General features: G+C 41.9%; 9 protein-coding genes. 2 read left to right on the forward strand and 7 right to left on the reverse strand.

The window, feature by feature from the left end:
- The first annotated feature begins 8 nt into the window (after positions 1 to 8).
- Positions 9 to 254, forward strand: coding sequence for a hypothetical protein (locus tag V7K79_RS19905; RefSeq protein WP_334894665.1), 246 nt, complete (start codon positions 9 to 11; stop codon positions 252 to 254).
- A gap of 125 nt (positions 255 to 379) precedes the next feature.
- On the opposite strand, the gene V7K79_RS19910 is transcribed toward V7K79_RS19905, so the two are convergent.
- A complete protein-coding gene (locus tag V7K79_RS19910) occupies positions 380 to 1,390 on the reverse strand; it encodes a TIGR01777 family oxidoreductase (protein WP_335049714.1) in 1,011 nt (336 codons plus the stop codon).
- Between the two features lie 447 nt (positions 1,391 to 1,837).
- Here V7K79_RS19910 and V7K79_RS19915 point away from each other — a divergent pair, with 447 nt between their 5' ends.
- On the forward strand, positions 1,838 to 2,185 hold the full coding sequence (locus V7K79_RS19915) for a hypothetical protein (RefSeq protein WP_335049715.1): 348 nt from the start codon (positions 1,838 to 1,840) through the stop codon (positions 2,183 to 2,185).
- Between the two features lie 79 nt (positions 2,186 to 2,264).
- On the opposite strand, the gene V7K79_RS19920 is transcribed toward V7K79_RS19915, so the two are convergent.
- The 6 genes from V7K79_RS19920 to V7K79_RS19945 form a co-directional block, all read right to left on the reverse strand.
- Positions 2,265 to 2,696: an FHA domain-containing protein gene (locus V7K79_RS19920; protein WP_442938958.1), complete on the reverse strand. Its 432-nt coding sequence runs from the start codon at positions 2,694 to 2,696 to the stop codon at positions 2,265 to 2,267.
- A 636-nt stretch (positions 2,697 to 3,332) separates the two neighbouring features.
- Positions 3,333 to 5,870, reverse strand: coding sequence for a heavy metal translocating P-type ATPase (locus tag V7K79_RS19925; protein WP_335049717.1), 2,538 nt, complete (start codon positions 5,868 to 5,870; stop codon positions 3,333 to 3,335).
- Positions 5,871 to 6,472: 602 nt separating this feature from the next.
- Complete coding sequence (locus V7K79_RS19930; protein WP_335049718.1) at positions 6,473 to 6,712, reverse strand: hypothetical protein; 240 nt, start codon at positions 6,710 to 6,712, stop codon at positions 6,473 to 6,475.
- Positions 6,713 to 6,995: 283 nt separating this feature from the next.
- Positions 6,996 to 7,271 (reverse strand): TM2 domain-containing protein, encoded by a 276-nt coding sequence (locus tag V7K79_RS19935; protein ID WP_335049719.1) that lies wholly within the window; start codon positions 7,269 to 7,271, stop codon positions 6,996 to 6,998.
- Between the two features lie 747 nt (positions 7,272 to 8,018).
- On the reverse strand, positions 8,019 to 9,593 hold the full coding sequence (locus V7K79_RS19940; RefSeq protein ID WP_335049720.1) for a CPBP family intramembrane glutamic endopeptidase: 1,575 nt from the start codon (positions 9,591 to 9,593) through the stop codon (positions 8,019 to 8,021).
- Between the two features lie 291 nt (positions 9,594 to 9,884).
- Positions 9,885 to 11,813: an alpha-amylase family glycosyl hydrolase gene (locus V7K79_RS19945; protein WP_335049721.1), complete on the reverse strand. Its 1,929-nt coding sequence runs from the start codon at positions 11,811 to 11,813 to the stop codon at positions 9,885 to 9,887.
- Positions 11,814 to 12,130: the final 317 nt, after the last annotated feature.

Raw genomic sequence — 12,130 nt, forward strand, 5'->3', positions numbered from 1 at the left:
ATCCAATCATGAAAGATAAATTGTTAAATTGGCTAAACATGGTTTTAGTCGCCGATGTTTTTTTGGTTTTGTTTGGCTTTGGCTGGTTAGCGATCGCTGCGATCGGTGATGCCGCAGGAGTAAACCTGGGTTTGGATTTATGGCATCAACTGTGGCAACCCTTGTTTAACCCCGCAATTGGCATCCTCATGGGTGGTGCCATTCTCAGCGGTATTATCAGTTGGGTTTCCAAAAAATTTATTTCTAGTCAATAGTCAAGGGACTGGGGACTGGGGACTGGAAAAAAGCAGGGAAGCAGAGGAGAAGGAAGTTGCAGTAAGTCTTTTTTCTTTGCCTCTTTGCCCCCAATCCCATTACCCAGTACCCAGTGCCTTTGAATCTATTTAAGAATTTGTGTTAACGCCGATTGCAAATTAGGATATTTGTATTCAAAGCCTGTTTGCACGGTGCGTTTTGGGATAACTTGCTGACCTTCTAAAACTACTATCGCCCCGTCTCCTAAAAGAGCTTCGATCGCAAAAGCAGGAACAGGCAACCAGGAAGGTCGATTCATCACTTGTCCCAAAGTTTGGCTTAAATCTGCCATTCGGACTGGGTTAGGGGCAGTGGCATTATATACATCTTCTATTTCCGGTTTAGTTAAAGCTTGCAAAATCAGGTTAACTAAATCGTCTACATGAATCCATGAGAACCACTGCCGACCACTGCCAATAGGACCACCAGCGAAGAGTTTGAAAGGTGGAATCATTTTACCTAAAGCACCACCATTGCCCAAGACAATCCCAAAACGCAAAATTACCAGTCGTACACCAGCATCTTTTACTTTTCTCGCCTCAGCTTCCCAAGCTTGGCAGACTTGGGCAAGAAAATCGTTACCAGATAGACTGGTTTCATCAAAAGTTGCCGTTTCACTAGTGCCGTAGTAGCCAATCGCCGAAGCGTTAATTAACACAGAGGGGAGGCTGCGCGTTGCAGGGGTTCCCACGCCACTCCCCCCAACGGAGGGAACCTCCGCAAGGGGGTGGCTGCCCGTTGTAGCGACTGCCGTTTTAGGATTAACGTTGGCTATTGCTTCAACTATTTTTTGTGTACCTAACTTCCGACTATTGAAAATTTCTTGTTTCCGTTCTGGTGTCCAGCGTCCTTCACCAATAGGTTCTCCTGCCAAATTAACTACGCCATCACAACTAGTGATGATATTTTGCCAAGAACCAGATGCATTTGGTGTATAGGCAATAATTTCTACATTGGGGAAAGACTCAGATGGAAAAACCTTTTGAGCAAAAGTGGTATTCCGAGTTAATACTACTATTTTATGACCTTCTCCGTGTAATCGTTGTATCAAGCGACTACCAACAAATCCTGTTGCTCCAGTAATTGCGACTTTCATTTTCTACCTCAGCCAAACCTTTATTGTAAAGTTTGATCAAACTTTCAGCTTACCAAAGAAGGCAGGTGGCAGGAGGCAGGAGGCAGGTGGAAGAAAATATATTTATTTTTTGCCCTCTGCCACTTTCTTCAAGATCGAGTAAATTTATTTATGTTCGTGGAGCGTATCTTAGACAAGAAAGAATAAAATATGTATTTCGAGCGGAAAGCGCCACAAAAAACACTGCGTCCTTATTGAAACCCCGTTCAGCTGACACTCACAGAACGCCTAAATTTATTTATGGGGTTTACCTCCTGCCTTGTTTACGACACGCTGCGCGATCTGCCTCTTCGTTGACTGGATATCTGGGAGTACCTGCTCTCAAAAACTTTGATTTTTTAATAATCTTTATATTTAGATACTTCGGTATTATAGGATGGACGCAGTGTTGCAAGGCGTGGGGCTATTATGGCTCGCTATACCTGTTCATTTATTGTTTCTGTCAAGAGTGACCATCTGTTGCCGTTACTTGTAGAACTTCTACAGGACTGTCAGTTGGATATTCAATATCACACAGCCGAATATATTATCGGTCGTGAGGTTCCTGGAAATGTTCCTTTTCCTAAATTAACAACAGTAGAAGTACTGATTGATAAATCAAAATCTACTGAAACAGAAACTCGGATGAGTATTGTAATTAAAAATGAAGAACTACCAATTCACCTAGATAATTACTGCCGACAAATGTTTGAGTTAATCAAGCAAGCTATTGAAAGTAGCCGCCATTGGCATTTGATTGAAAGTATTGCAGGATAGCTTTGGCGATTGAATTTATACTCCCCGGCTTTAGTCGGTGGGAGTATCAGACTGTGATTGGTAGTTATAATTCATTCTTTTATTCCTCTAAATCCTCTGCCATACCGGGGTTTATTAGTGTAATATCGTACTCGCTCGAATCCGTTTGTCCTAAACGCTGAGTATTTCTTAAAAGGTAATAAATGGCACGTACTTGAGGGCCAAAAACGATCTCGTCTTCATTTTTCAGATCGTGAGCTGGTATCTTGCGTCCGTTAATCATCAAACCGTTGGAACTAGGTTTACCTTTGGCATCGCCATCTACAATCCGGTAATAGTAGCTATGACTATTATGCTCTCGTGGCAATCTCACTAATGTGGCATGGCGGCGGGAGACAAACTGCGACATCAAACGGATATTACATTCGCGGTCTCTACCAATAGAGTAGACGGGGTCCTCCAGAGAAAATTCTTTGCGACCTTGATCGTCTTCAATAATCAGTAGATGGTTTTCATTGGTTTCTGCTGCCATTGACAAATCGGTGGAACTGTATTGATTAAAATTTGTTTTGTATCGTATCTTGCCATTTTCGCGCACCATCAGTCTGTAGTGCTAATCTAAATAAGCTTTAAAATTGCATAATACCTTGAAAGAGTAGAACATGATCGTTCTACTCCAGTAGCTATGATAGCTTTGGTAAGTGTCTTAAAAAGCTTTGTGCACTGATAAAACTTGAATACCGACTCAGTTTAACTTTATAGCAGAGTGCTGTTAGCGGATAGCTAAGGTTTAGCCCGTGCTGAGAAAAAATCCAGTTGTTTCAAGGTTTTGAGCAATCAACAATGTCCTAACTACCGAGAAGTTTGCTATATATGGGATTGATTCAGAATTGTGAATTCTGAATCAATCAGTGGATAACCACCAAATTTTCAGTTTGGTGGGTGTCTTAAATTCGGTTATAGCGTTTCTTAAGCAACTGAAATACACCCAAATCTTGTTTACCAAGGTTAGTAGGTTTGAAAATGTACCTCACCACGTTGGTAACTGCTATATCCCTCTGCTGCTTTTTTGCTCAGAATACAACAAGGGTATTCTGACGACTGACTCCTGAATTTTGTTTTGATAACTAAAATTTGTGGTGGCAAATTGGATGCGTAAAAAAGTATTCTACAGACGATGAGCGAATCGCCGTAATAATATTGAGTTGGTGACGACGCTAACTGAGCTAAAAGCCATTAATGCAGCAGCACCAGATGGGTTAAGCACAAAACCCAAACTAGGGAATAAAACACCTGCTGCTAAAGGAATGCCAAGTGTATTATATGCAAAAGCCCAGAATAAATTTTGGCGGATTTTGTTGAAGGTGGCGCGACTAAGCTGAATAGATTCGACGACATCGTTTAGGCGATCGCGCATTAGGATAATTTCAGCAGTTTCCATCGCCACATCTGTCCCGGAGTGTAAGGTAATTCCGACATCAGCTTGAGATAAAGCTGGAGCATCATTGATTCCATCTCCCACCATTGCCACAACAGATTGGGGCTTGGGGAAGGTGGGGCCCCCTCTGGGGATAAGGGGTAACGGAGATTGAGGATTGGGAAGAATTTTTCCTAGTCCCCAATCCCTAGCCCCCAGTCCCTCTTTCTGTAGAAACTGTATTGCTGCTGCTTTTTTAGCTGGGGGAACACCTGCGATTACATCAGCGCTATCTAATCCTAATTGTTTGGCTATGGCGCTAGCTGCTTCTTGGCGATCGCCACTGAGTAACATTACCCGTAAGCCCATCTGACGCAACTTGTCTACAGTCGATCGGGCATCCGATCTGAGGGTATCAGAAACACCAATTAGTCCGACTAAAGTTCCCCCAATTGCGACGCAAACGACTGTTTTACCATCTGTTGCCAAATCCTGTGCTACCTGTTGTGCAGTTTCGTTAATGGCAATGCCGTGCCAACTCAACCATTCCCAGTTACCCAACAATACAACTTTATCCTCTACTACAGCAGATACCCCTAGCCCTGGTTCCGTGTGAAAGTCTACAGCCTTTGGAATAGATAACTGTTGCTGCTGTGCTTCTTGCTGAATCGCTTTTGCTAGGGGATGGTGAGTACCGCTTTCTACAGCTGCTGCTAGTTGGATTAGGGATTGAGCATTGTTATTCTTCCCCAGTCCCCAGTCCACATTACCCATTTCCTCAATTAACAGACAATCTGTGACGATGGGATTACCTGTGGTGAGAGTGCCAGTTTTATCAAATACTACGGTGTCTAACTGGTGTACTCTTTCTAAAACATCGCCACCTTTAATTAACAAACCTTGTTCTGCGCCCATAGCAGTTCCAACCAGAATGGCTGTTGGTGTGGCAAGTCCTAAAGCACAGGGACAAGCGACTACCATAACTGCGATCGCTAGTTTTAAGCTGATTAATAGGGGGGAGTAGGGGGTTGGTAGAGACGCGATTAATCGCGTCTCTACGGAGTGATCAGCGTGCCCGATCATTTCCATGCCACCAGACATGGTAATATCAGTCCAAATATGAGTGCCGAAAAAGTACCAAAAAACAAATGTTAAGACAGATGCTGTCAGTACTCCGTATGTAAAGTAACCAGCTACTGTATCTGCCAATTTCTGTACTGGAGCTTTCCGAGTTTGGGCAGCTTCTACCAGGGCAACAATTTGAGCTAGAGTTGTATCACTTCCAGTACGGGTTGCCTGAATAGCGATCGCTCCTGACTGGTTTAGCGTCCCTCCTGTCACCGTATCTCCTGGTTTCTTGATTACTGGCACTGCTTCCCCAGTTAGCATTGATTCATCAACCGTTGTTTGACCAACCACTACTTCACCATCAACGGGGATTTTATCACCTGGCAGCACTTGTAAGCATTCACCGACACGCACCTGTTCAGCGGGAATCTCAACACTAAAAGAACCTATTCCGGCTTTCTCTGGGTTGGCAATCAATCGCGCTAAGAGTGGCTGGAGTGCTAATAATTTCCTAAATGCAGCCGCCGCGCGACCTCTAGCTTGTTGCTCTAATGTCCTTCCTAAGAGAATGAAGCCCAGCATCATTACTGGTTCGTCAAAGAAGCATTCCCAACCCAATTGGGGAAAAAGCAGTGCTACTAAACTAGCAATGTAGGCTGTCAGCGTTCCTAATCCCACCAGGGTATTCATGTTAGGCGCATTTCGCCGCCACCCCAGCCAGCCATCTACTATAATCGGGCGACCGGGTATTAACAGCGCTACTGTCGCTAGTCCACAGTGAAACCAGATATTATTTAGCACTGGCAGCACAGAGCTACCAAGATTACCAAAATGTCCACTTCCCGACAATATCAGCAACACCGCAGCGATCGCCAACTGCCATAGAGAAGAACGCATTTCTCGGCGTTGTCGTTCTGCTGGATCTGGTAAGGTTGATATTTCGCCTGCTATGCCATTAGCTTTTCGAGGTTGAGTCGGGAATCCAACAGATGTTAATCGCTGTGCCAGTGCATCTGCATCTATTGCACCAACTTCTGATTCTACAACTGCTACCTCTGTGGCTAGGTTCACACAGGCACTCTTGACTCCTGGATGTTGGATCAGCTGTCGCTCTACTGCGTTCACACACCCAGCACACTTCATACCCCCAACATCTAGAATAATCTTCTCTAGGATTGGGTCAAGTTCTACGGCTGGCTTAGTTTTTGGGACAAGTTGCATGGCTTGTGTTTAGATTCGCTACAGAAATTCAACGCCTGACTAAAAGCGTCTCTAATTTGAGCGTAGGCGAAATATGGAACTACGACTGTATGTCAACCCTATTAAATTTATTAATTTATCGTATCTTGCTGAAGATCAATGACTATGGCTGCACTCTAATTCAATGTTCCTGATTCCCAGATTTATCTGAACCTATCCCACTAAGGGACTTCCAATTAAAAAAATAATCAATCGTTGTGTAGGCAGGGGGACTCTTAGCTGGGGGAGAAAGAAAACTATCATCTAAATAAATTGGTTAATTTATTCTCTGGAAGTCCCTAATAAGATTTTTTGAATCCAGATATGAATAGTAGCAAGGTCAATGAATGTATTAAAAGATACTTTCTTAATGAATGGCTAGACGACGATATTTACGTTAATATAGCCGTAGTCACACAGGTTAGGACACTTGGAAAGAGTGAAAGAAGAGAGTTAGCAATAGTTTTACCTCCAGCAAGAACTGCCCTCTGCCTCCTGCCTCCTGCTATACCAAGCAAAACAACGTTCCTATTGAAATTTTGGAACGGCGGCTTCCCTTGACTCTGAGCGTCGGTTTGCAGCGCTTATAAATTTGGTGGCGGATCTGAACTTTGTTGATTTGGAGTTTTTAATTCCTCCATAGGTAGCTGACAGTTCCAACGTCGATAAGTGACATAAATAATAGCTGCCACCTGTATTGGTGCGATCGCAATCAAGTTTTTTAAGAAATAGTTGATTTCCAAATGAGACATAACACTAAAATATCCTAAGCCTAACAAGAAGAACATTGCCCAGTTAAGCTGTTTAGGTTTGAGAACGAACATATCAATAAAAATAAATATAGGAGGTAGAAGTGCTGTATAACTTCTACTAAAGCTAAAGGGTGAAGCACAAGGGAAAAAGGATGCTGCTTTTGTTGCTCACTGCCCTTTATCCCTGCGCTTTTGCTGCAATCCTACACTTGGAAACCTGTGTTATACCAATCTGAAAAAAGAATGCAACAAATACATACGCACATAGCTTTGTTCTGTCTGGCTTTCTTAATGTGTGAATTTTGAATTTTGAATTGGTATTACCTTCTGCTTCCAGTAAGAGGCTATTCTTGTACTAAAACCAGCCTTGCTTCTTTTCAAAATAGGTATTTACAAATCCTTCAGGGGATTTATTTAAGTAAATCATGCCTTCAATCAAACCTACAAGTTGCATAATTAACAAGGCAACTCCGTAGGTGAAAGAACCCCCAACTACAGAAATCACTAACATAATAAAGCCTTCCGAAGCGTATCCTAGAATAAACTTATGAACCCCAAACGCTCCCAGGATAATGCCACAGTAACCAGCTAGAAGTTGTTTAGTAGGGTGGCTAGGGTTGAGATTTGCCATATCAGTGCTGCTCCTTGATAAGTGAGTATAAAAATAAAGTCTTTATGGTAATGGAAGCAGATACATTTACTTGCTTAATAAATAGATTTTTAATTTTTTCAGTACAAAAAAATCCAAGATGAATAATTAAAATCAGCTTCTATTCCACAGGAAACACCAAGATGTCTTGCGGTATAGGCCGATCTGGCGCTTCTTGATGACTTTTACTGGATTTGACGATCGCAAACCCTAGTGCAACAGTTTGGCAGATTTTTAGCTCAGAAGTTTATCTTGAGCAAAAGCTGCTATTTACACTACTTTTTACAAGTTCATCAGTATTATTTCCGGATCGTTTTGCGATCGGATGTGAAACGCCATTGCATCAATAGACAAGACAATTAGGTGGCTAGTGGGAATCTAGAAGCGCAAAAGGCATCTTCCATATCTTTACTAACCACTTTTTAGTTACCCATTCCTACTTACATGAGCGCAAACTGGAATTGCATTCCAATTTATGACAGCTAAAAACGGTTCAAGAAGACAATTAACATCTCGAAAATGGCTAAAATCTACCCGAATGAGAATAAATGCTTAATTAGATAGTTTGTTATCTATTGTTAATAGCATTCTTTAATTTGTTTTTGCCATTATCTTAATTGGATTTTCAGCTAGTATTTATGCTTATAACCAATTATTATTAGTAAATTGTCTCTATCTATGCAGATAAAAACAGATATTCCTGTTTTTAGCAACAGCAAACTAAATGTATTAATTACTACCCAAAACGAACAAGCTTAATAGTGTACCACTATTCCAAAGGCTGTGAAGGAGCATAGGAGCGAGGAGATTGCGCGATCGCGTGTAAACTACTCCCAACACAATGCCCAATGCGGTTAGGGGGAGAATTTCCGATAAGCTAAGGTGAGCGATCGCAAACAACAAACTACTGATCAAAATCGCTCCCCACACGGGTAAGTAACGAGTTAGAGAGGGTAACAAAAAACCGCGAAATAGGATTTCTTCAAAAAATGGAGCGGCGATCGCAGCTGTAGAGAAAAATATGCCGAGTGCTACACCATCTTGGCTTTCTAGCGCTAGTTGTAACAAAGGATTACTCCCACCCTGTCCTTGCCACAGCTGTTGATTAATCAAAGATACCAGCACAACTACAGGTAAAGCCGTGCAATAGCCTCCCAGTCCCCACAAAAACCAGTTATCTTGAAAACGGAAGCGAAACCAGAATTCTGGTAGTGGAAAAAAGCGCTTGAGAGAGAAATACAGCACGGAGAGCGCACCTAATGCTACCAATAAGTAACTAACCAACACAGAAAACGCCTGAAGTCGCACATCCACAATAGGACGCGGGATGGGTAGCAGCGATATTACTAAGGGCACAAGAATTTGCCCCATAAAGAAAAAGCCGATGATAAAAACCTGCAAAACCGTTTCACCACCCCAAGGTGTTGACCAAGGGATATCAGCATTTTGAGCTAATAACGAAGCTTTTCCTTTCAACAACCGTTGAGCAAATAATAAAATCAGCAGTATTAAACCGATTAAAGCTGCCAAAGTGGGAATAGTGCCAATAATCGCCAATTTCAACACTGCTTGAGCAGAAGATTCTTGTTGTGCAGCTTTTACTGCTGATAACGCCTCTTGTCGTTGCTGGAGTTGGTATAACTTAACCAAAGCAGTAGAGCGAAACCAACCTTCTAAATTCTTTTGAATTGGTTCTTGAGCATTTGGGAGGATACGCGGAGGATTGCTCCACAGTCCAGTCAAAACAGCGCCGGTTTCCCCAAACCCTGGATTAATATCTGAGCGTTGTTGTAATTCACTCCAAGTCTTGAAGGCTGTATCTGTCTGTCCTTGCTGTGCTTGTAAAATTCCCAAGCGCAGGTCTAATTCAGCCAATAATTTTTGTAATTCTTTAAAAGACTGCTGTAACTGTTGCTGTCCCTGTTTTGAGGTTTTAATAGTGGGAGGAGTATCTGGTAGAGGTTTCGGAGGTGTGGGAGTTATTTCAGCTTGAGAGCGTAATTGTGCAAGTTTGTTGTTAACTTTGTCTAAATTAGCTTGAACTGATTGACGCGCCTCCTGATACTGCTTTGTAGCGCTTTCTAGGGGTTGCTCACCAAGTATTGCTTCCCGAATTCCTTGGAGTTTGTCATCACCGCTATCTTCTGATTGCCAAGCTTGGGCTTGTAAAGCAATATTTGTTTGGTATAGTTCCAAACGACTTTGAAATTGAGGTTCTTGCCAACTGCCAAATAAAGCCGAAACTGCCAATAGAACTGCTATTGGCGTCATCACAAAAAATAAAACCAACCGCTTGAGTGTCATCTATCCCCCTTTGACTAACCAGTGGAGAGCGCGTCCCCCTTGGGAATTATCGCAATAAAAAGTCAGAGGTGGATAGATATTATCATTAATTGTAGAGTGTCGTTTTACTCATCAACAGTTACCTCTCTGCTTTTGGCGACATTTCTCATATTTTCGCTCAATGTACACTATGGCGTACACTACGATTAAATACCCTGAGTTGTGTATTTTTTGTAACTTTTAATTCACAAATAATGAAGAGTGAAGAATCAAAATTTGAATCCTTCACTCTTCATACATCATCTTATATTTCTAAGATTCTCTTCCCGATGCCCAGGTATCACGCCATTTAACAGTACCTTCTTTGGCAATTACCCAACGGCGATTTACGAGATTTTCGCGTAGAGGCGATCGCCCTTCCCGCCACATGGCATATTTATAAGCAATCAGCTGACCAGCACTTTCATCAAAGGGAATCTCAGCAAACCAAGTATTGGTGTTGATGTACTCTAAGGGATAGGCTTTGCCTATATCCCAGTTACCTAACTCTGGGCAATCTCCTGTGACTACAATAATTTCACCTGGTTGGGTTTCTACGCCATTGAGTTGAACGCGGACAATTGTTTGTGCTTTTATCCGTTCGCCAACGTGACTGAAAACAATCACTCCCTTTTCTTCTAGTACTAAGTCATAAATCTTGCTATCTTTTACCTCATACTTGTTGCGAGTCACCACGCAGGTATGTTCTCCATCGGGCAATTCTGTTTCTACTTCTGGTAAAGTAACTTCTCCTCCCCGGTTTAAAGCGATAAAACACACAGAGTCACGATAACGGCGTACATAGCAGTAAACATCAGATGTCAAGTATTTTTGCCAATGGCTACCCATTGATACGGCTGGATTTAGTCGCCGTAAGCCAGACAGCAGCCTGACACAACGATAAATCTCACTCTCACTATCCCAATTTTCCATCATTGGGCGGTTATACGGGTCGTTACCGCCATCAGTATCGTTATGCAGATATTGTTCTGTGCCGTAGTAAATGCAAGGAATACCGCGACAGGTCATAATTAAAGCGATCGCCACCTTTAGCATCGCTGGATCGGGGTTCAGCGATTGGAAGCGGGACATGTCATGGTTATCGATGAAGGTAATTAGCTCTGTTGCCCCTTTATAGCGATAATCTTGATCGAAAATATATTGAATTGTTTGGAATCCCATTTCTGAACCTTGCCCTAGTGCAGCTCGAATTGCCACACACAACCCAAAGTCTAGAAGTGTCATGCCTGAGTGGTTAACAAATTCCACTGATAGTTCGTCATTAGGATTACTGTAAATCCATTCACCAAAAATGAATACATCTGGTTTGTGATTCGTCATCTCGCCAGTGAATTCTTGCCAAAACCAAATCGGCATGTGCTTGACAGTATCTACCCGCAATGCATCTACACCCCGATCTAGCCATTGCTTAATTGCTGATTTGATATACTCCCGATATTCAGTATTGTTCTCATTGAAGGTTGCTAGACCAGATAATTCACAGTTCTGTACTTGCCATTCGTCTTCCCAGTTTTGCACTTGGCCATAGTGGTGATACCAATTCTTCTCATCATCATTGAAGTCAGCAATTTTAACACCATCATCATACAATTCACCTTTGCTACCGCTAGTATCAGGTGTGCTATGGTTGCAGACAATATCCAGCACTAGCTTCATATTGCGCTTGTGCAGTTCTGTAATTAACCGATCGAAGGTTGTATTTTTTTCTTCTTGAGTGGCGTTTAAAGAAGGGTTTTCTCCGTCAGCAATGTATCGAGGATTGAGCCGTTTAAAGTCTTTTGTCCAATAGCCATGTATTGCTGCATTGCCAACAAATAACTCTTCAACCTGCTCGAACAGTGGAGTCAACCAAATGGCAGTCACTCCCATATTTTTGAGATAATCTAATTTATCGATGACACCTTGTAAGTCGCCACCCCAGTACTTACCCCAATCTTGTCTATCCGGATCGTGCAATTCTGAGTTTGCACCTTCGCTGTTTTCTGGATCACCATCATAAAAGCGATCGACTACGAGAAAATAAATTGTTTCCTGACGAAATTCAATATCTCTGGTGTAAAGGAACTCTAAAGCAATTTCAATATCTAACTGCGGTTCTTGTATAAGAGCTTCTATATTTTCCTTTGCCGGATCTACTTTATATTGATCTGGTGAAAACTGGGATGGTGGAGTTTGTACCATAAAAAATTCAAAATTTCATGTAATTCACACTTGTAGAACCAACAGTACAACGTTTCGAGTATTGTGTGTTACTACAAATTTTGGTATTGTGACATCCTGCCTATGGTGTATGTATCTATCGCTAGCTAGTTTATAATTCTATCGATAGATATAATTCATCTGCTGGAGGATAAAAATAAAGGGATATAGCAGTTAATTACGATAATTGCTCGATCACAAAAATTTACAATATTTAATTAAATTGACTTGCGGTAAATATTGAGCCTAACTGCTGTTTAAGTGTATATTCGAGAACAGATTTTATCAGACCTTAACTC

Source organism: Nostoc sp., assembly GCF_036917575.1.
Classification (GTDB): domain Bacteria; phylum Cyanobacteriota; class Cyanobacteriia; order Cyanobacteriales; family Nostocaceae; genus Nostoc.

What these genes read in the sequence shown, in the direction of transcription:
- V7K79_RS19905 (WP_334894665.1), top strand. Translation starts at nt 9, where the DNA reads ATGAAAGATAAATTGTTAAATTGGCTAAACATGGTTTTAGTCGCCGAT.
- V7K79_RS19910 (WP_335049714.1), bottom strand. Translation starts at nt 1,390, where the DNA reads ATGAAAGTCGCAATTACTGGAGCAACAGGATTTGTTGGTAGTCGCTTG.
- V7K79_RS19915 (WP_335049715.1), top strand. Translation starts at nt 1,838, where the DNA reads ATGGCTCGCTATACCTGTTCATTTATTGTTTCTGTCAAGAGTGACCAT.
- V7K79_RS19920 (WP_442938958.1), bottom strand. Translation starts at nt 2,696, where the DNA reads ATGGCAGCAGAAACCAATGAAAACCATCTACTGATTATTGAAGACGAT.
- V7K79_RS19925 (WP_335049717.1), bottom strand. Translation starts at nt 5,870, where the DNA reads ATGCAACTTGTCCCAAAAACTAAGCCAGCCGTAGAACTTGACCCAATC.
- V7K79_RS19930 (WP_335049718.1), bottom strand. Translation starts at nt 6,712, where the DNA reads ATGTTCGTTCTCAAACCTAAACAGCTTAACTGGGCAATGTTCTTCTTG.
- V7K79_RS19935 (WP_335049719.1), bottom strand. Translation starts at nt 7,271, where the DNA reads ATGGCAAATCTCAACCCTAGCCACCCTACTAAACAACTTCTAGCTGGT.
- V7K79_RS19940 (WP_335049720.1), bottom strand. Translation starts at nt 9,593, where the DNA reads ATGACACTCAAGCGGTTGGTTTTATTTTTTGTGATGACGCCAATAGCA.
- V7K79_RS19945 (WP_335049721.1), bottom strand. Translation starts at nt 11,813, where the DNA reads ATGGTACAAACTCCACCATCCCAGTTTTCACCAGATCAATATAAAGTA.